Origin of the sequence: Sporichthya polymorpha DSM 43042 (assembly GCF_000384115.1) — a bacterium.
Taxonomy (GTDB): Bacteria; Actinomycetota; Actinomycetes; order Sporichthyales; family Sporichthyaceae; genus Sporichthya; species Sporichthya polymorpha.
In genome coordinates, this window is the sequence record NZ_KB913029.1 from 3,365,775 (window position 1) to 3,384,486 (window position 18,712).

At 72.8% G+C, this 18,712-nt stretch carries 19 protein-coding genes; 13 read left to right on the forward strand and 6 right to left on the reverse strand.

The window, feature by feature from the left end; genetic code table 11:
- Nucleotides 1-18: 18 nt before the first annotated feature.
- On the forward strand, nucleotides 19-882 hold the full coding sequence (locus SPOPO_RS0116405; protein WP_019875978.1) for an enoyl-CoA hydratase/isomerase family protein: 864 nt from the start codon (nucleotides 19-21) through the stop codon (nucleotides 880-882).
- Between the two features lie 11 nt (nucleotides 883-893).
- Here the strand turns inward: SPOPO_RS0116405 and SPOPO_RS30045 are convergent, their stop codons facing one another.
- Nucleotides 894-1,514 (reverse strand): HAD family hydrolase, encoded by a 621-nt coding sequence (locus SPOPO_RS30045; protein ID WP_019875979.1) that lies wholly within the window; start codon nucleotides 1,512-1,514, stop codon nucleotides 894-896.
- A 254-nt stretch (nucleotides 1,515-1,768) separates the two neighbouring features.
- Between SPOPO_RS30045 and SPOPO_RS0116415 the strand changes: the two genes are divergently transcribed.
- Genes SPOPO_RS0116415 through SPOPO_RS0116425 form a run of 3 tightly spaced genes read left to right on the forward strand, consistent with a single transcriptional unit; the run spans nucleotide 1,769 to nucleotide 4,749 of the window.
- Nucleotides 1,769-2,989, forward strand: a complete 1,221-nt coding sequence (locus SPOPO_RS0116415; protein ID WP_028984842.1) for a CoA transferase — start codon at nucleotides 1,769-1,771, stop codon at nucleotides 2,987-2,989.
- Nucleotides 2,986-3,297 (forward strand): hypothetical protein, encoded by a 312-nt coding sequence (locus tag SPOPO_RS0116420; RefSeq protein WP_019875981.1) that lies wholly within the window; start codon nucleotides 2,986-2,988, stop codon nucleotides 3,295-3,297. The genes SPOPO_RS0116415 and SPOPO_RS0116420 overlap by 4 nt, the downstream gene beginning before the upstream one ends.
- A 6-nt stretch (nucleotides 3,298-3,303) precedes the next feature.
- The gene (locus SPOPO_RS0116425) at nucleotides 3,304-4,749 is read left to right on the forward strand and encodes a class I adenylate-forming enzyme family protein (protein ID WP_019875982.1); all 1,446 of its coding nucleotides are present in this window, start codon (nucleotides 3,304-3,306) and stop codon (nucleotides 4,747-4,749) included.
- Nucleotides 4,750-4,759: 10 nt separating this feature from the next.
- Here SPOPO_RS0116425 and SPOPO_RS0116430 read toward each other — a convergent pair whose 3' ends face one another.
- The 4 genes from SPOPO_RS0116430 to SPOPO_RS0116445 are packed head-to-tail and all read right to left on the reverse strand — an operon-like array spanning nucleotide 4,760 to nucleotide 7,962.
- On the reverse strand, nucleotides 4,760-5,944 hold the full coding sequence (locus SPOPO_RS0116430; protein ID WP_019875983.1) for a thiolase C-terminal domain-containing protein: 1,185 nt from the start codon (nucleotides 5,942-5,944) through the stop codon (nucleotides 4,760-4,762).
- Nucleotides 5,937-6,356, reverse strand: coding sequence for a Zn-ribbon domain-containing OB-fold protein (locus SPOPO_RS35250; protein WP_019875984.1), 420 nt, complete (start codon nucleotides 6,354-6,356; stop codon nucleotides 5,937-5,939). Before SPOPO_RS35250 ends, SPOPO_RS0116430 begins: the two co-directional genes overlap by 8 nt.
- Nucleotides 6,353-7,207, reverse strand: a complete 855-nt coding sequence (locus tag SPOPO_RS0116440; protein ID WP_019875985.1) for a mycofactocin-coupled SDR family oxidoreductase — start codon at nucleotides 7,205-7,207, stop codon at nucleotides 6,353-6,355. Before SPOPO_RS0116440 ends, SPOPO_RS35250 begins: the two co-directional genes overlap by 4 nt.
- The gene (locus SPOPO_RS0116445; RefSeq protein ID WP_019875988.1) at nucleotides 7,204-7,962 is read right to left on the reverse strand and encodes a FadR/GntR family transcriptional regulator; all 759 of its coding nucleotides are present in this window, start codon (nucleotides 7,960-7,962) and stop codon (nucleotides 7,204-7,206) included. The genes SPOPO_RS0116440 and SPOPO_RS0116445 overlap by 4 nt, the downstream gene beginning before the upstream one ends.
- A 65-nt stretch (nucleotides 7,963-8,027) precedes the next feature.
- On the opposite strand from SPOPO_RS0116445, the gene SPOPO_RS0116450 reads away from it, so the two are divergent.
- A complete protein-coding gene (locus SPOPO_RS0116450) occupies nucleotides 8,028-9,158 on the forward strand; it encodes an acyl-CoA dehydrogenase family protein (RefSeq protein WP_019875989.1) in 1,131 nt (376 codons plus the stop codon).
- 92 nt (nucleotides 9,159-9,250) lie between these two features.
- Here the strand turns inward: SPOPO_RS0116450 and SPOPO_RS0116455 are convergent, their stop codons facing one another.
- Nucleotides 9,251-9,445, reverse strand: a complete 195-nt coding sequence (locus tag SPOPO_RS0116455; RefSeq protein ID WP_019875990.1) for a ferredoxin — start codon at nucleotides 9,443-9,445, stop codon at nucleotides 9,251-9,253.
- A gap of 89 nt (nucleotides 9,446-9,534) precedes the next feature.
- Here SPOPO_RS0116455 and SPOPO_RS0116460 point away from each other — a divergent pair, with 89 nt between their 5' ends.
- Genes SPOPO_RS0116460 through SPOPO_RS0116495 form a run of 8 tightly spaced genes read left to right on the forward strand, consistent with a single transcriptional unit; the run spans nucleotide 9,535 to nucleotide 18,667 of the window.
- A complete protein-coding gene (locus SPOPO_RS0116460; RefSeq protein WP_019876022.1) occupies nucleotides 9,535-10,695 on the forward strand; it encodes an amidohydrolase family protein in 1,161 nt (386 codons plus the stop codon).
- On the forward strand, nucleotides 10,695-12,104 hold the full coding sequence (locus SPOPO_RS30050; RefSeq protein WP_019876023.1) for a cytochrome P450: 1,410 nt from the start codon (nucleotides 10,695-10,697) through the stop codon (nucleotides 12,102-12,104). The genes SPOPO_RS0116460 and SPOPO_RS30050 overlap by 1 nt, the downstream gene beginning before the upstream one ends.
- On the forward strand, nucleotides 12,101-13,291 hold the full coding sequence (locus SPOPO_RS0116470) for an acyl-CoA dehydrogenase family protein (protein ID WP_019876024.1): 1,191 nt from the start codon (nucleotides 12,101-12,103) through the stop codon (nucleotides 13,289-13,291). Before SPOPO_RS30050 ends, SPOPO_RS0116470 begins: the two co-directional genes overlap by 4 nt.
- Nucleotides 13,288-14,400, forward strand: a complete 1,113-nt coding sequence (locus SPOPO_RS0116475) for an acyl-CoA dehydrogenase family protein (RefSeq protein WP_019876025.1) — start codon at nucleotides 13,288-13,290, stop codon at nucleotides 14,398-14,400. Before SPOPO_RS0116470 ends, SPOPO_RS0116475 begins: the two co-directional genes overlap by 4 nt.
- 16 nt (nucleotides 14,401-14,416) lie before the next feature.
- Nucleotides 14,417-15,841: an aldehyde dehydrogenase family protein gene (locus SPOPO_RS0116480; RefSeq protein ID WP_019876026.1), complete on the forward strand. Its 1,425-nt coding sequence runs from the start codon at nucleotides 14,417-14,419 to the stop codon at nucleotides 15,839-15,841.
- On the forward strand, nucleotides 15,838-17,046 hold the full coding sequence (locus SPOPO_RS0116485) for an acyl-CoA dehydrogenase family protein (RefSeq protein ID WP_019876027.1): 1,209 nt from the start codon (nucleotides 15,838-15,840) through the stop codon (nucleotides 17,044-17,046). The genes SPOPO_RS0116480 and SPOPO_RS0116485 overlap by 4 nt, the downstream gene beginning before the upstream one ends.
- Nucleotides 17,043-17,834 (forward strand): enoyl-CoA hydratase/isomerase family protein, encoded by a 792-nt coding sequence (locus tag SPOPO_RS0116490; protein WP_019876028.1) that lies wholly within the window; start codon nucleotides 17,043-17,045, stop codon nucleotides 17,832-17,834. Before SPOPO_RS0116485 ends, SPOPO_RS0116490 begins: the two co-directional genes overlap by 4 nt.
- Nucleotides 17,831-18,667, forward strand: coding sequence for a mycofactocin-coupled SDR family oxidoreductase (locus SPOPO_RS0116495; RefSeq protein ID WP_019876030.1), 837 nt, complete (start codon nucleotides 17,831-17,833; stop codon nucleotides 18,665-18,667). The genes SPOPO_RS0116490 and SPOPO_RS0116495 overlap by 4 nt, the downstream gene beginning before the upstream one ends.
- Nucleotides 18,668-18,712 lie beyond the last annotated feature (45 nt).

Consider the following 18,712-nt stretch of genomic DNA (forward strand, 5'->3'; position numbering starts at 1 on the left):
ACTATACGCTCGCGTGTCGTGGGAGACGTCGCGGTCGTGGAGCTGGACGGCGTCGGGCTGCGGCTCGTGCCGACCGGCGCCGACGCCGCGCCCGACGAGGTCGCGGTCGCCGATCCGCCGGCCGAGGCCGCGCGGATCGAAGCGGCCGTCGACGCGAACCCCCACGCGGCGGCCCTGCTGGTCTCGGTGCTGCGCCGGACGCTCGACCTCGACGTCCGCACCGCGCTCGAACTGGAGTCCCTCGCGTACTCGACGCTGCTCGGCGGGCCCGAGTTCGCAACCTGGCTGTTTCGCCGTGGGCCGCGCCCGGTCCCGCCGCTCGTCGCGGACCCCGTGCGACTGACGCGTGACGGCGACGTCCTGCACGTCACGCTCACCCGTCCCGAGCGCCGCAACGCCTACGGGGCGCAGGTGCGGGACGCGCTCGTCGACGCCCTCGCCGTCGCGCTCGCCGACCCCGACGTGCACGTGGTGCTCGACGGCGCCGGCCCGTGCTTCTGCGCCGGGGGCGACCTCGACGAGTTCGGCACCACCCCCGACCCCGTCACCGCCCACCTGATCCGCACCCAGGCCGGAGCCGCGTGGCCGTTGCATCAGCTCGCCCCGCGGGTCGAGGCCCGCCTGCACGGCCCGTGCATCGGGGCGGGCATCGAGCTCCCGGCGTTCGCGGGCCGCGTCGTCGCCGCCCCGGGCACGACGTTCCGGCTCCCCGAGCTCGGCATGGGCCTGATCCCCGGCGCCGGCGGCACCGTCAGCCTGCCGCGGCGGATCGGCGTCGCGCGGACGGCGTACCTCGTCCTCTCCGGCGCCCCCCTCGACCTCGACACCGCCCTCGCCTGGGGCCTCGTCGACGCCCTCGGTGGAGATGACATCTCCACCTGATCGGGCCGGGGTCAGGCGGGTTGGGGAGCGAGGAGGGCGCCGAGGCGGACGAGTTCGGCGCGGCAGGCGTCGAGGCCGGTGAACAGGATCGGGTGGATGCCGAGGGCGGCGGCGCCGTCGACGTTCACCGCGAGGTCGTCGACGAACGCGACCTGGGAGGCGGGGCGGTCGAGCTTGTCGAGCAGGACCCGGTAGATCTGCGGCTCGGGCTTGCGGACCCCGGCCTCGCTGGAGTCGACGACGACCTCGAACAGGTGGAACGGGAACGTCGCGCGCCAGGCGGCCTCGGCGACGTTGTTGGTGAGCAGGGCCGTCGTCGCGTGCTCCCGGACCTCTTCGACGAACGCAAGCATCGCCGGGTTCAGCACCTGCCCTTCGGACGCCGCGGCGCCGAGACGCTTCATGTCGATCCGGGTCCCGTGCCGCCGCTCGGCCTCGATGCAGACGTACTTCATGAACTCGCGCGACGTCAGCTGCCCCGTCTCGAGGAGCCCCATCTTCGGGTCGTCCCGGAAGAACGTGACCAGCGCGTCGGTCGGCAGCCCGAGCTCCGCCTCGTAGGTGTTGAAGCCCGCGAACGCCGAGTGCGTTAGCACCCCGCCGAAGTCGAACGCCACCGCCGTCACCGTCATGGATCCCGACGGTAGGCCGCCGCCGGGCCCGCCGTCAAAACCTGCAGCGATATCCCGGTCGCCGCCACCCCGCCGCCTTCACCAGCCACGCCGCCCTCTTCACCGGCCAGAACCCTCCTTCACGCGCCCCGCCGGGCCAGTGAAGCGGGGTACAGCTGGTGAAGCTGGCCCTGGGACCGCCCTGGCGACCCGCCAGATAATTCGATACAGTATTTAGCGATTCGCCATCCCAGGGAGGTCGCGTGGCCGGTCCGATGACGGGCGTGCGGGTGCTTGAGGTCGCCCAGTACACGTTCGTGCCGGCGGCCGGGGCGGTGCTCGCGGACTGGGGTGCGGAGGTCGTGAAGATCGAGCACGCCGAGCGCGGGGACGCACAGCGCGGACTGATCAAGCTCCGGGGCTACGACGCCTACAGCCAGGGGTCGTCGTTCGTCCCCGTCATGGAGGGCCCGAACCGCGGCAAGCGGAGCGTCGGGCTCGACCTGGGCAACCCGGCGGCGCGGCCGGTCCTCGACGAGTTGATCCGCCGCAGCGACGTCTTCCTCACGAACTACCTGCCGAGCGCGCGGGCGAAGCTGGGCATCGACGTCGAGGACGTGCGCGCGATCAACCCCGAGATCGTCTACGTCCGCGGCAGCGGTTTCGGCCAGCGCGGGCCCGAGGCCGACAAGGGCGGTTACGACAGCACCGCGTTCTGGGCCCGCGGCGGCAGCGCGGCCGGGGCGACGTCGCCCGGCGCCGACGACCTCACCCGCATGCCCGCCGGCGCGTACGGCGACTCGACCGGCGGCCTGACGATCGCCGGCGGTGTCGCGGCCGCGTTGTTCAAGCGCGCGACGACGGGGGAGACGTCGGTCGTCGACGTCTCGCTGCTCGGCGTCGGGGCCTGGGCGACGCAGTTCAGCGTGAACCTCGCGCTGCTGGCCGGCGGTTCGCTGCCGGAGAAGAACCGGCCGCGCCACGGCTCGGTGTCCAACCCGCTGACCGGCGCTTACCGCACCGCGGACGACCGGTGGATCGAGCTGATGATGCTTCAGCCCGGTCGCTACTGGGCGGAGTTCTGCGCGGCCGTCGGCCGCGACGACCTCACCACCGACCCGCGCTTCGCGACGACCGAGGCTCTCATGGCCAACGCTCCCGCCGCGGGCGAGATCGTCGCCGAAGTCATCGCCGCGCGGCCGCTCGCCGAGTGGCTCGACGTCCTCGGCAAGATCTCCGGGCAGTGGGGTGTCGTGCAGAACGCCTGGGAGGTCGGTCAGGATCCGGCGCTGCGGGCCAACGGCGGCATCGTCCCGGTCGTCGACGCGGAGGGTGTCGAGCGCGAGCTCGTGGCCAACCCCGTGCAGTTCGACCAGACCCCGCCGCAGCTCACGCGCGCGCCGCAGTTCGCCGAGCACACCGACGAGGTCCTGCGCGAGCTCGGCCTCTCCGACGAGGAACTGATCGCCCTCAAGATCGCCGGAGCCGCCACGTGAGAGCCGCCATCGGCCAGACGCTCGCCAGCATCGTCGACGCAACGACGGTCGTCGTCGTCCGCTGGCCGGACGCCGACGTCGACCTCACCTGCGGTGGGGCCCCGATGATCGACCCCAAGGGGCCGGACGCCGGGGCGACGGCTGAGCTGGACCCCGCCCAGTCCGCGGGCGCGCAGCTCGGCAAGCGGTACGTCGCCGACGGTCTCGACCTCGAACTCCTCTGTACCAAGGCCGGCACGGGCACGCTCGCGGTCAACGGCGCCGCGCTGGCGATCAAGACCGCCAAGCCGCTGCCCGCCTCGGACTGAGGCGTCATGCACCTGACGATGCTGCTCGACATGGCCGTCGACGGCTTCGGCGACCGGGTCGTCGTCGGACGCCGCCAGGGCGGCCTGACGCCACGTCAGCTCCGGGCGCTCGCGCAGGGTGGTGCCCGCCTGGTCGCCGAGCAGAAGGCCGACGCGATCGTCTACCTCGCGGTGAACGGACCCGCGTTCCCGGTCGCGCTCTTCGCGGCCGCGTACGCCGGGGTCCCGCTGGTCCCGGTCAACTACCGCCTCGGTGCCGAGCAACTCGACGGCGTTCTCTCCCGTCATCCCGCCGCCCTCGTCATCGCGGACGACGGCCTCACCCCGGAGCGGTTCCTCGCCGCCGCCGCGCAGGGGCCGGCCGAGGCGGCGACCGGGGACGGACCCGCCGTCGTCATCTACACCAGCGGGACGACCTCGGCCCCGAAGGGTGTCCTGCTCCGCCACGAGAACCTGGTCTCCTACGTCTTCGGCACCGTGGAGTTCGCCGCCGCCGACGAGGACGAGGCGACGCTGATGAGCGTCCCGCCGTACCACATCGCGGGGGTCTCGAACGTCCTGTCCAACCTCTACGCGGGCCGCCGGGTGGTGATGCTCCCGGCGTTCGACCCGGCGGAGTGGCTCGCCACCGTCCGCGCGGAGCGCATCACCCACGCGATGGTCGTGCCCACGATGTTGGCCCGGATCATGGCCTGCGGTGACGATCCATCAGTTCCGTCGCTGCGTTCCCTCGCCTACGGCGGCGCCGCGATGCCGCCGCAGGTCATCGAGGCGGCGCTCCGGGCGTGGCCGCACGTCGACTTCGTCAACGCCTACGGGCTCACCGAGACCAGCTCGACCGTCGCTGTCCTCGGTCCCGCCGAGCACCGCGCCGCGATCGCCTCGGCCGACCCGGCGGTCCGCGCCCGCCTGCACTCGGCCGGGCGCCCGGTGCCGGGCGTCGAGATCGAGGTCCGCGACGACGCCGGTGCGGTTGTCGCACCCGGCACCCCCGGCCGCATCTGGATCCGCGGCGAGCAGGTGTCGGGGGAGTACGCCGGCAGCGGCTCCGCCGTCGACGAGCGCGGCTTCTTCGACACCCGCGACTCCGGCCGCCTCGACGACGAGGGCTACCTGTTCGTCACCGGCCGGGTCGACGACACCATCATCCGCGGCGGGGAGAACATCGCCCCGGCCGAGATCGAGGACGTCCTGCTCCGCCACCCCGCGGTCGCGGACGCGGCGGTGGTCGGCGTCCCGGACCCGGAGTGGGGTCAGCGGCTCGAAGCCGTCGTCGTCCCGGCCCCGGACGCCGAGCCGGACGCCGAGGCGCTGCGCACCCACGTCCGGTCGACGCTGCGGGGGTCCAAGACTCCGGACCGCATCGTCTTCCGCCCCGAACTGCCCCGGACTCCGACCGGCAAGCTCCTCCGCCGCGAGGTACTCGCCGAGCTCCGGGGTCAACCGGTCTGACGAGGGACGGTCAGCGGGTCAGCAGGACGGCCCCGGCCACGGGTCCGCCGCCGTTGGCGACGACCGCGACCTCGGCGCCGGGGACCTGCCGGCCCCCCGCGGTGCCGCGGAGCTGGACCACTGCCTCCTGCAGGAGCCCATACCCATGGAGCCGCCCGCCGGAGAGCTGGCCGCCGTTGGTGTTGAGCGGCAACGTCCCGTCGAGGGCGATGTTCGCCCCGCCCTCCAGGAACGCACCTCCCTCGCCGTGGCCGCAGAAGCCGAGCGCCTCCAGCCACACCAGCGCGAGGATCGAGAACCCGTCGTAGAGCTGGGCGACGTGGACGTCGGACGGCTTGAGGTCGGTGCGGCTCCACAGGTGCCGGGCTGCGCCCTGCGCCGGCATCGAGGCCAGGTCCGCGTACTGGTCCCATGATGGCCGGCCGGTCAGCGCCGTCCCGACGGCCTCGACGCGCACCGCGCCGTGCGGGGTGTCGGCGGCGTGGGCAGCCGTCGACACGATCAGCGCCGTCGAGCCGTCGACGGGGACGTCGCAGTCGAGCAGGCACAGCGGCGTCGAGATCATCCGGGCCGCGAGGTAGTCCTCCATGCTCAGAGGAGCGGTGTAGACCGCGGCCTGGGAATCGAGCGCCGCGTGCCGCCGGGCCGTGACCGCGATCTGCCCGAGCTGCTCACGCGTCGTGCCGAAGTCGTGCATGTGCCGCATGGCGATCGGCGCGATCCAGTTCGCGGGGGAGATCCCGCCGAACGGCTGGCTCCAGACGCCGTAGCTGCCCGCCTGTTCCAGTCCGGGCAGCACCGACCCGCGGCCGAGGGCGCCCTGGACCGAGGACTCGGTGACGGTCCGGTAGACGAGCACGTGCCGCGCCAACCCGGTCGAGATCGCCATCATCGCCGCGACGAGGGCCCCGAGCTGACCGGGCAGTTCGCCCGATCCCTGAAACCACGTCAGGTTCAAGCGCAGCGCGTCCTGCACCTCCGCGGGCGGGGGACCGCCGTAACCTCGCGAGGTGTCCGCGTAGCCGCCCGGATAGGTGCAGAGGCCGTCGACGTCCTCGGGTCGCAGCCCGGCGTCCGCGATCGCGCCGAGGGCGGCCTCCACCGTCAGGTCGAGCGCCGACCGGCCCAGTCGCCGTCCGACCGCCGACCGTGCGACGCCGCTGATCACGGAGTCGCGCTCGAAGCGCTCACCCATCGGCGGGACGGAAGACGGGGTAGAAGACGTCGTGCCGGTGGACGAACGCCACCTGCACCGGTTGCCCGATCCGGACCTCCTCCGCCGCGCGGCCCACGACGTTCGTGCTCAGCCGCAGCCCGGGCTGCTCGTCGAGCTCGACGATCGCGTAGACGTACGGCTCCTGGCCCGGCACCCACTGCTGGACGTTGACGGTGAAGGATGCCACCGTCCCGCGGCCGGAGAGCTCCTGCGGCGCGACCGACGCCGAGGAGCACTGCGGGCACCGCGGAGAGGGCGGGTGCAGCCAGTAGCCGCAGTCGCCGCACCGCAGCATGCGCAGGAGGCCGTCGGCCCCGGACGCCCAGAAGAACCGGTGCAACGGGTCGTCGGCGGGGCGGGCGCGGACGAGCAGAGGGTCGTCGACGATCACGGGTGGAACGCCGCCGTCTTCAGGTAGCCGCCCGCGTCGATGCGCAACTGAAGCCCCGTCACGTAACGAGACTCGTCGGAAGCGAGGTAGACCACCGCCGCGCTGACGTCCTCGACCTCGACGAACGGCACCGGCATCGCCGCCATCGCGGGGAACGCGGCCTCGGCGTCCTCCCGGGTCGGCTCGTCGAGGTCGGGCCGGAACAGCCGGTACATCCCGGAGTTCTGCAGCATCGGGGTGTCGACGTTGGTCGGGTGAATGCAGTTGACCCGGATCGACTGCGGCGCCAGGACCGTCGCGAGTTCGTGGACGTACTGCGCCAGCGCGACCTTCGCGTACTTGTAACCCACCGCACCGGGGCCGCCGTCGCCGCCGCCGCGGGGTCGCAGAGCGGTCAACGACCCGGTCGCGATCACCGAGGCGCCGGGACCGAGGTGGGGGACCGCCGCGTTGATCGTCGCGATCGCGCCGAGCAGGTCGACGTCGACGGCGTCGAGCAGGGCCTGGATCCCGCGGTCCTCGCCGAGCGGCGCGATCCCGGCCTGGGCGACGACGACGTCGAGGCGGCCGAACTCCGCGATCGTGCGGTCGACGGCGGCCCGCACCGCCGCGGGGTCCCGGACGTCGGCGGTGACCCCCAGTGCCCGCCGGTCGTGCTGCTCGACCAGCGCGACGGTTTCGGCCAGGTCGGCGGGGGCGGCGAGCGGGTACGGCGCGGAAGCGATGTCGGCGCAGATGTCGAGGGCGACGACGTCCGCGCCCTCCGCGGCGAGCGCGACGGCGTGCGCCCGGCCCTGCCCTCGCGCCGCGCCGGTGATCAGCGCGACCCTCCCGGCAACGCGTCCGCTCATTCCATGAGGTCCAGGACGGACCTCGCCCCCGGGGCGGAGAGCAGGTGCGCGTCCCCGGCCTGGAGGTGACGCCGCCACAGATCTTCGGCGCCGGCGACGTCCCGCGCGGCGATGAGGTCGATGAGCTTGCGGTGCGCGCGGTGCGCGATCTCCAGACCCTCGCGGGTGCTGACCTCGGACCCGTGCGCCGCGAGGAAGCGGTCGGACTGCACCTGGATGATCCGGTTGGTCACCGAGGTGAGGACGTCGTAGGTCAGACACCCCGTCAGTTGTACGACGAGATGATGGAAGCGCCCGTGCGCACGGCTCGCCTGCGCCGGGTCGCCCATGACAGCAGCCTCCTCGGCCAGGGCGCCGCGGAGCACGGCGACGATCTCCGGCGTCCCGCGCTCGGCGAGTAGGCCGGCGGCGGGGGCCTCGAGCATCACCCGCGCGCGGTGGACGTCCGCGAGCGTCGCGCCCTCGTACTGCAGCAGCAGGCCGATGTAGCGGGAGACCATCGGGACGGCAGGCGTCCGAATGCGCGCGCCACCGCCGGCCCCCCGACGAACCACCAGCAGGCCCTCGGACTCGAGGATCCGCAGCGCCTCCCGGACGGTCGTCCGCGCGACGCCCATCTCGGCCATCAACTGGTCCTCGGGCGGCAGCGGGTCGTCGGCCTCGAGTTCGCCGGTGACGATCTTGCGGCGCAGAGTGCGAGCCACGATCTCGGCGGCCTTCGGGAGCCGGATCGTCTCCAGCTTCGTGGTCGCCACGGGCGCACTCCTCTCGGCCGCCGGGAATTTGCCGGAAAAATCGTATCAGGAATAAGCTATTTCCCATGACGCCGGCTGACGAGCTTCGCGCCGTGCTCGCGACGATGCCCGACGAGCTCCGCCGCGGCCCCGCTGCCGACTTCGACGAGATGCTCGCCGCCCAGCGCTGGCTGGCCTCGGCCGGGTGGGTCGCGCCCGGGTGGCCGGTCGAGCACGGCGGCCGGGGTCTCGGCGTCGCCGACCGCATCGCCTGCGACGCCGAGTACGCCGCGGCGGACGTCCCGCTGCCGGCGGGCATCCTCGGCCTCGCGAACGTCGGCCCCGCGCTGATGGAGTTCGGCACCGCCGAGCAGCAGGCGCATCTGCCGCGGATTCTCGACGGCTCCGAGATCTGGTGCCAGGGCTTCAGCGAGCCCGGGGCCGGCAGCGACCTCGCCGGCCTGCGCACCCGTGCCCGCCCGGCGGGGGAGTCCTTCGACGACGGCTTTGTGATTGACGGTCAGAAAGTCTGGACCTCCCACGGCATGCACGCGACGCACTGCATGCTGCTGGTCCGCACGGACCCGGATGGCCCGAAGCACAAAGGCATTTCCGTCCTGCTCGTCCCGATGGACAGCCCCGGCATCGAGCGTCGCCCGATTCGGATGATCTCCGGCGACTCCGAGTTCGCGGAGGTGTTCTTCACCGGCGTCCGTGTCGCCGCGTCCGCGCTGCTCGGCCCGTTGCACGGCGGTTGGGGTGTGACGGTCCGGACGCTGGTGCACGAGCGGACCGGCGTCCTCTCGCGTGCCGCGGAGCTGGAGAACCGCGCCCGCCAGGTCGCCCTCGCGACGACGGACCTCGACCCGCTCGACCGCGACGAGGTCGTCCGCCGCTACGTCGAGGCGCGCGTCCTCGGCCAGCTCGGCCAGGCGACCCTCGCCCGCGGTGAGGCCGGCCAGGACACCGCCGGCCTGCAGGCGCTGATCAAGCTGTCGTGGGGCCTGACCGACCGCGCCCTCGCCGAGACCGCGCTCGACGTCGTCGGGCTCCCCGCCACCGTGGGTTCGGCCGGCCCCGGCGCCGCCCCCAGCTCAGCCCCCAGCGACCTCGCCTGGCGCTGGCTGAACGCCCGGGCCTCGACGATCGCCGCCGGGACCACCGAGGTGCTCAAGGACCTCGTCGCCGAGCGCGTCCTCGGCCTCCCGCGCTCCTGACCTGCAGCGATGTCAAAAAAGGGTGACACCCCTTACTGCGCAGTAAGGGGTGTCACCCTTTTTTGACAGCGCCCGGGGACCGCGGCGGCGCGCTACTCGAAGAAGACCTTGATCGCGCGCTCGGGGCACTCGGCGGCGCCGCGGAAGGCGGCCTCGCCGTGCTCGTCGTCGATCTCGAACTCGCCGCCGACGTTGTAGCCCTCGTCGTCGAGGACGTAGACCTCGGGGGCGAGGGCGAAACAGCGGGCGTTGCCCTGGCAGACCTCGCGGTCGACCTTGACCCTCATCGCGTCCTCCCGGTTGCCGGGCGAATAATTCGGTATAAGATAAAGCGACCCAGCGCCAGGGACAACCGAGACCGCCGAGGTGACCGCGGATGCCGCTCCGGGACGACATGCAGCTGATCTCGGTGGACGACCACCTCGTCGAGCCGCCCCACCTGTGGCAGGACCGCCTCCCGGTCGCGCACCGCGACGCCGGTCCTCGCATCATCCAGGTCGAGGACGACGCGGGCCAGATCTCCGACGTCTGGCTCTACGAGGGCCGCAAGTACCCGCAGATCGGCCTCAACGCCGTGGCCGGGAAGCCGCCGGAGCAGTTCGGCACCGAGCCGATGCGGTACACCGACATGATCCCGGGCTGCTACGAGCCCGAGGCGCGCGTCATCGACATGGACCTCGACGGCGTGCAGGCCGCGATCTGCTTCCCGAGCTTCCCGCGATTCGCGGGCACGGTCTTCCTCCAGGGCGAGGACAAGGCGCTCGCGCTGCTGTGCGTCCAGGCCTGGAACGACTTCATGCTCGACGAGTGGTGCGCCGCCGCGCCCGAGCGCTTCATCCCGATCGCGATCCTGCCGCTCTGGGACGTCGACGCCGCGGTGAAGGAGATCCACCGCGTCGCCGCCCGCGGGGCGAAGGCGATCTCGTTCACCGAGAACCCCGTCCCGCTCGGGCTGCCGAGCTTCCACACCGACCACTGGGACCCGGTCTTCTCCGCCGCGGAGGAGACGGGACTGCCGCTGTGCCTGCACTTCGGGACGTCGGGCCAGGCGCCGACGACCGCACCGGACGCGCCGTTCGCCGTCACGATCACGCTGTTCGGCTGCAACTCGATGTTCGCCGCGGCCGACCTCATCTTCTCCCCGGTGTTCCACCATCACCCCAACCTCAAGGTCGCGCTCGCCGAGGGCGGCATCGGCTGGGTGCCCTACCTGCTCGAGCGCGCGGACTACGTCTGGGACCGGCACCGCTGGTACCAGAACGTGAACCAGGCGGTCCCGCCGTCGGAGCTCTTCCGCCGGCACATCTGGGGCTGTTTCATCGACGACGTGCACGGCCTGAAGAACCGCCACGAGATCGGCATCGACCGGATCACCTGGGAGTGCGACTACCCGCACTCGGACTCGAACTGGCCGAACAGTCGCAAGCGCGCGATCGAGGTCTTCGCCGACATCCCCGACGACGAGGTCGCGCGCATGGTGGAGTGGAACAGCCGCGAGCTCTTCAACTTCCCGCGAACCCCGACGGACGCGGCCTGATGGGCAAGCCCGACCCCAACGACTCCGACTGGTCGGACCTCGACCTCCTGACCGTAAACGAGGCGACCGAACGGCTCGACGCCGAGATCGCCGCCCTCACCGGCCAACTCGGCGCGCTGGCCGGCACCGAACGCGACGCCGCGAACCGTCGCCTCGACCTGCTCGTCGCGGCGCGCGACCGCGCGGCGGCGGGGCCGAAGCGTCCGCTCTACGACGCGCCGCCGGACCGCCCCGCCCACGTCCCGGCCGAACTCGTCCGCGACGTCGACCACGTCTTCGGGCCGGACTTCCTCGTCGATCCCTTCGCCGCGTACCGCGAGCTGCGCGATCGGCGAGTCTGGTGGAGCCCGCGCCACGGCGGGTTCTGGATCCTGACGCGGGCCGAGGACATCCGCGGCGCCTACCAGCAGCCGGACCTGTTCTCCTCCGCGGCGACCGGCATCCCCGCGCACGTGCAGCGCAAGGAGAAGCTCTACCCGCTCGAGCTCGACCCGCCCGCGCACACCGCGTACCGCCGCGTCATCGCGCCGCTGTTCGCGCCGAAGGCCGTCACCGCGCGGACCGCGGCCATCGACGCGACCTGCGCCGCCCTCGTCGACGAGATCGCCCCCCGCGGTCGGGCCGAGTTCCTCGCCGACTTCGCCGAGCCGTTCCCGACGCGGATCTTCACGAACATCCTCGGCCTGCCCGTCGCCGAGGCACCGAAGTTCGTGGCCTGGAACAACAAGTTGCTGCACTCGCAGGACCAGCCTGAGCGTCGCCGCGAGGCGGGCCTCGAGATCAACGGCTACCTCCGGGAGCTGATCGAGGCCCGCCGGGCCGAGCCGCGCGACGACGTCGTGTCCGCGCTGCTCGCCTCTGAGGTCGACGGCCGGCCGATCGAGAACGACGAGATCCAGAACCTCTGCTTCCTGCTGTTCATCGCCGGTCTCGACACCGTCACCGCGGCGCTGTCCTGGTCGTTCCGCTTCCTCGCCCTGCACCCGGAGCACCGGCGTCAGATCGTCGACGATCCGGCGCTGATCCCCAGTGCCGTCGAGGAACTGCTCCGCGTGCACTCCTTCGTCAACCCGGCGCGGACCGTCACCCGCGACGCCGAGTTCGCCGGAGTCCAGCTGCGCGAGGGGGACCGCGTGCTGCTCGCGACGGCGCTCGTCGCCCAGGACCCGGAGGAGTTCGCCGACGAAGCGACCGTCCGCTTCGACCGCGACGCCAACCGCCACCTCGCCTTCGGTGCCGGCCCCCACCGCTGCGCGGGCTCGCACCTCGCCCGCGACGAGCTCGCCACCGCGCTCACCCTCTGGCACCGGCAGATCCCGGACTACGAGATCGCCCCCGGTGAGACCGTCACCATGCACGCCGGCGGGGTCTTCGGCCTCGACCGCCTGCCCCTGGTCTGGTCGACGTGACGGACCGATCAGGCCTGACGGCGGCCGAGCTCGCGGCCGAGCTGCGGACGTTTCTGACCGAGCATCACCCGGGGCGGGCGCCGAAGGACCCGGGGGAGCGGCTGGCGTTCCTTCAGGCCTGGCAGGCGACGTTGTTCGACCACGGCTGGGCGGGGCCCGGGTGGCCGCCGCGGTGGGGTGGGATGGGGCTGCCCCTGCCGCTGCAGGCGGTCTACCACCGCGAGATGGCCGCCGGCCGCGCGCCGGTGCCGCCGAACAACATCGGCGGCATCGTGGGCCCGACGATCCTCACCTGCGGGACCGACGAGCAGCGCTCGCGGTGGATCCCGCCGCTGCTGCGCGCCGACGAGCTGTGGTGCCAGGGCTTCTCCGAGCCCGACGCCGGGTCGGACCTCACCGCACTGCGCACCCGCGCGGTGCGGGACGGCGACGTCTACCGCGTCACCGGCCGCAAGGTCTGGATCTCCGGCGCGGTGAACGCCGACTGGATGCTCTGCCTGACCCGGACCGGCGAACCGGACTCCGGGGCCGCGGGCATCACCTGCCTCGTCGTCGACATGCACGCGCCGGGCGTCCGCGCGTCCCGGCTGCGCGACCTGACCGGCGGGGCGCACTTCGCCGAGGTGGAGCTCGACGACGTCGAGGTCCCGGTGAGCCATCGCATCGGGGCGGAGAACGAGGGCTGGGCCGCGGCGCGCGCGACGATGGGCCACGAGCGCTCGACGTCGCTGGCGGCGTCCGGCATGCGCTACCAGCGGGTGACGCGTGACCTGCTCGACCTCGCGCGCCGCCGAGGGCAGGCCGACGACCTGCACGTCCGCGACCGGCTCGCCCGGGCCGTCACCGGCGCGCGGCTGCTCGAGTGGAGTGGCCAACGGGTTCTCGCCCGCGTCCTGGAGGGCGGCGAGCCGGGCCCGCTCGCGTCGGTGATCCGGTTGCAGCACGGCGTCTTCGAGCAGCAATTGCACACCCTCGCCCTCGACCTCCTCGGACCGCACGCCCAGCTCGACGCCGCCGACCCGACCCTCGCCTCGGGCGAGCGCCACGACGGGAACTGGCTGCGCGGGTTCCTGCGCACCCGCGCGAGCACGATCGGGGCGGGAACGGCCGAGATCCAGCGCACGACGATCGCCGACAAGGTCCTGGGACTGCCCCCGGAGACCGGCAACTCAAGGAGCACCCGATGACCGGGACGTTCGCCTTCACCGCCGAGCACGAGGCCCTGCGCGACACCGTGCGCCGGTTCCTCACCGAACGGTCCCCGGAGACCGAGGTCCGCCGACTGATGGAGACGACCGACGGTTACGACTCGGCGGTCTGGAAGCTGATAGCCAATCAGATCGGGCTGCCGGGTCTCGCCCTGCCGGAGAAGTACGGCGGTTCCGGCGCCGGGTTCGTCGACCTGCAGATCGTCCTGGAGGAGATGGGCCGCGCCCTGCTGTGCGCGCCGTTCCTCTCGACGGTCGTCCTCGCCGCCAACGCGCTGCTCACCTCCGGCGACGAGGCCGCCTGCGCCGAGTACCTCCCCGGGATCGCCGAGGGCACGACGATCGCCACCCTCGCCGTCACCGAGGCTAGCGGCAGCTGGCGCGCCGACGACGTCACCGTTACCGCCGACGCGCAGTACCGGCTCACCGGCGAGAAGACCTTCGTCCTCGACGGTCACGTCGCCGACCTGCTGCTCGTCGTCGCCCGTACCGCCGCCGGTCCGACGCTTTTCGCGGTCGAAGCGGAGGCGGACGGCGTCACGCGTGAAGCCCTTGGCACCCTGGACGCCACGCGCAAGCAGTCGCGGCTGGTTCTTGAGCACACCCCCGCCCGCCTCATCGGGGAGGACGGCGGCGCGGCCGTGCCCCTGGAACAGACCCTCGACCTCGCGGCCGCGGCCCTCGCGGCCGAGCAGGCCGGCGGTGCGCGGCGGACGCTCGAGATGGCGGTCGAGTACGCGAAGGTCCGCGAGCAGTTCGGCCGGCCGATCGGGTCGTTCCAGGCGATCAAGCACAAGTGTGCGGACATGCTGCTGGAGGTCGAGTCCTCGACCTCGGCGGCCTACGCGGTCGGGTGGGCGATCGACGCCGGTAGCGACGAGGTCCCGGTCCTGGCCCCGCTGGCGAAGGCCTACTGCTCCGAGGCCTACACCCACTGCGCGGCGGAGAACATCCAGATCCACGGCGGCATCGGGTTCACCTGGGAGCACCCCGCGCACCTGTACTTCAAGCGCGCCAAGAGCACTGAGATCCTCTTCGGCAACCCGCGCCACCACCGCGCGCTGCTCGCCGACCGGCTGGGGATCTGAGGTGCCGACAGAGCCAATGACGGCTGACGCCGCCCGCGCCCTCCTCCCCGCCGGGACCTGCTTCCTCGGCGGGAGCGTCACCGCGGGGACGGGCAACGCGCGGTCGTACGTCCACCCCGGCGACGGGAGCGCCCTCGGGGAGTTCCGGCTCGCGGGCGCGGACCAGGTCGAGCCCGCGATCGCCGCGGCGCGCAAGGTGCAGCCCTCCTGGGCGAAAAACCCGGCCTGGCGGCGGGACGCCCTGTTCGCGGCCGCCGCCGCGATCCGCGCCGACGCGGACGCCCTCGCCTCGGTCGTCACCCTCGAGATGGGGATGCCGATCCGCGCCGCGAAGGCCGGCGTCCTCCAGGCCGCGGAGTGGTTCGCCTACTACGCCGGCTGGGCGGACAAGGTCGGCGGTGAGGTCGCGCCCGTCGCACCGGGTGACGTGCTCGACTACACGAGCGCCGTCCCGCACGGCGTCGTCGGCGCGATCATCCCGTGGAACGGTCCGGTGATGGCGGCGGCGCTCAAGCTCGCCCCGGCGCTCGCGACCGGCAACGCGGTGGTGCTCAAGCCGTCCGACCTCGCGCCGTTCTCCTGCATCCGCCTCGCCGACACCCTCGGTCTGCCCGAGGGACTGGTCTCGGTCCTCGGCGGCGCCGGGGACGTCGGGGCCGCCCTGGTCGAGCAGGTCGACATGGTCAGCTTCACCGGCGGCGAGAACGCCGGCCGCGCGGTGGGCACGGCCGCCGCGGCGCGGTTCGTCCCCTGCGTCCTCGAACTCGGCGGCAAGTCCGCGTCGCTCGTCTTCGACGACGCCGACCCGGTGCGGGTCGGGAAGCTGGCGGCGCTCCTCGGCGCGGTCCAGAACAGTGGCCAGGGCTGCTTCCTCCCGACGCGGCTGCTGGTCCAGCGCGGCGTCGCGGACGCCGTGCTCGAGGCCGCGACCGCGCAACTCGCGAAGGTCCGCCTCGGCGACCCCTTCGACCTCACGACCTCGATGGGCCCGGTCGTCGACGTCGCCGCGGCCGACCGCATCCTCGGCGTCATCGCGGCCGCGTCGGCCCGACTCGTCGCCGGCGGCGGACGTGGCCCCGGCCCGGCCTACGTCGAGCCCACGTTGTTCGCGGACGTCGACCCGGCCAGCAGCCTGGCGCAGGAGGAGATCTTCGGCCCGGTGCTCGCCGTCACGACCTTCGACACCGAGGACGAGGCCGTCGAGATCGCGAACGGCACGCGCTACGGCCTCGCCGGGTACGTCTGGACGAACGACCTCGCCCGCGCGCACCGCGTCGCCGACCGCCTCGAGGCGGGGTACGTGTGTGTGAACAGCCTCGCCGGGCTGCCGCCGTCCGCGCCCTTCGGCGGATGGAAGGCCAGCGGCCGCGGGAACGAGGGCGGCCGCGAGGGTATGCGCGAGTTCCTCCGCACCAAGAACGTCCACGTGGGGCTGACGTGACGCTGGATCAGTTCGAGGCCCGGGTGCGAGAGTTCCTCGACGCCCGCCGCCCCCGGCGCGCCCCGGTCGCGACCGAGTGGGGTTCGGGCGAGGAACGGCTCGCGCTCTTCCACGAGACCACCGACTCCCAGGAGCGAGCGGAGGCCGAGGTCGCCCTGGCCTGGCAGCGGGAGCGCTGGGCGGCCGGATTCGGCTGGATCACCGGGCCCGTCGAGCACGGCGGCGCCGGTCTGAGTGCCGAGTACGACCGGCGCTACCGCGAGATCGAGGCCGAGTACGACGTCCCCGACATGGCGCCGCTGCGGATCGGCCTCGGCACCGTCAGCCACGCACTGCTCGCCGCCGGGACCCCGGAGCAGATCGCGACCCACGCCGTCCCGCTCCACCGCGGTGAGGCTGTGGCCTGCCAGCTGTTCTCCGAGCCCGAAGCGGGGTCTGACCTCGCCGGCGTCCGCACCCGTGGCGTCCGCGAGGGCGACACCTGGCGCGTCGACGGGCAGAAGGTCTGGACGTCGAACGCGACCTTCGCCGACCTCGGGCTCGCGCTGATCCGCACCGACCCGGACGCCCCGAAGCACCGCGGCCTGACGATGTTTCTGGTGCCGATGGACGCGCCCGGCATCGAGGTCCGCCCGCTGCGGCAGATGACCGGCGGCGCGAGCTTCTGCGAGGTGTTCCTCTCCGACGTCCGGCTCGACGACGCGCTGCGACTCGGCGAGCCCGGGTCCGGGTGGAAGGTCGCGACATCGGCGCTGGCGGGGGAGCGGCGCGCGGTCGGCGACCGCTCGCACGAGATGAACGCCCGCGCGATGGCGCTGCTCGCGACGCTGGCGCAACGCACCGGCCGCGCGGACGACCCCGCGGTCCGTGACGCATGGGTCGCGTTGCACTCCCGGCTGCAGATCGCGCGGTTCCAGCAGCAGCGCATGCAGGCCACGGACGAGCGGACGCTGACCGGCGCCGAGCGCGCGATCGACAAGGTCCTGCTCGCGGCGAACTACAAGCTGATCGGCGATCTCGCCGCCGAGCTGCTCGGCCCGGCCTTCGTTGCCGACACGGGTGAGTGGGGCACGTTCACCTGGAACCGCTGGTTGATGGGCAGCATGGGGTACCGCATCGCCGGCGGGACCGAGGAGATCCTCAAGACGATGTTGGCCGAGCGCGTGCTCGGGTTGCCGCGCGAGCCGCAGGAGGCCAAGCGTTGAGTTCTTCGGCACAGAGCTACGAGACCGTCCTGTTCGACCTGGCCGACGGGGTCGCGACCGTGACGCTGAACCGGCCCGAGGTGCTCAACGCCTTCGACCAGCGGATGCTCGACGAGTTCGCGGACGTCTGGAAGCGCTGCCGCCTCGACGACGACGTCCGCGTCGTCGTGCTCCGGGCCGCGGGGGAGCGCGCGTTCTCCACCGGCGTCGACCGCAAGGCGGGCCGGGACCGCCACCCGAACCCGTGGAGCGCCGACGACCCCGGGTTCTTCCTCGGCGCTAAGCAGAACCGCGTGTGGAAACCGCTGATCGCCGCGGTCCACGGCATGTGCGCGGGCGGCGCGTTCTACTGGATCAACGAGGCCGACGTCGTCATCTGCTCCGAGGACGCGACGTTCTTCGACCCGCACACCACCTACGGCATGCTCTCCGCGCTCGAGCCCGCCGGCCTGGCCCGGCGCATCCCGCTCGGGGAGGCGATGCGGATCGCGCTGTTCGGCCTCGACGAGCGGATGGGAGCCCAGCGCGCGTACTCGATCGGCCTGGTGTCCGAGGTCGTGCCGGGTGGGCAGGCCGAGCTGTGGGAGCGGGCGCACGTTCTCGCGTTGCGCCTCGCCGAGAAACCGCCGCTGGCGATCCAGGGGACGGTGAAGGCGGTGTGGGACTCGCTGTCGATGTCGCCGCACGCCGCCCGGGAGGTCCCGTTGGTCTACCCGCAGCTGGCGAATCCGCTGTCCCAGACCGACTTCTCCTCCGGCGGCGCGCGTCCGAAGCCGGAGATCCGATGAGCGGGCGCCTGGCGGGCAAGGTCGCGTTCATCACCGGCGCGGCGCGGGGCCAGGGTCGGTCCCACGCGGTGAAGCTCGCGCAGGAGGGGGCGGATGTCATCGCCGTCGACCTCTGCGCGGACATCGACGTCGCGCCATACCCGCTCGCGACCCCGGACGACCTGGCCGAGACGGTGCGTCTGGTCGAGGCCGCGGACCGGCGGATCGTCGCGGCGCAGGCCGACGTCCGGGACCTCGACGCGCTGACCGTCGCCGTCGACGCCGGGGTGGCCGAGCTCGGCCGTCTCGACATCGTCCTCGGCAACGCGGGCATCGCGCAGTACGCCCCGATCACCGAGCTGACGGCCCATCAGTGGTCGACGATGATCGACGTCAACCTCACCGGCGTCTTCCACACGGTGAAGGCGGCGCTGCCGCACCTCCTCGCGCACGGCGACGGCGGGTCGATCGTTCTCACCAGCTCGGCCGCGGGCCTGCGCGGCATCGAGAACTGCGCGCACTACTGCGCCGCCAAGCACGGCCTGGTCGGGATGATGAAGGGCCTGGCGCTCGAGCTCGGCCGGCACCGGATCCGCGTCAACACCGTCCACCCCACGACGGTGAACACCGACATGGTGCAGAACCCCGCGACCTACGACCTGTTCCTCCCGGGCAAGGAGAACCCGACGCAGGAGCAGTTCGCCCGCATCGCGCAGCACCTGAACGTGCTCCCCGAGCCCTGGGCCGAGCCCGCGGACGTGAGCGCCGCGATCGCGTTCCTGTGCTCCGACGAGGCCCGCCTCGTCACCGGCGTCTCCTTCCCCGTCGACGCGGGGATGGCCGTCCGCTGGTGAGCCTCGCTCGGGCCAGCTGAGTAGCGCCCGCCGAAGAGGAGTAGT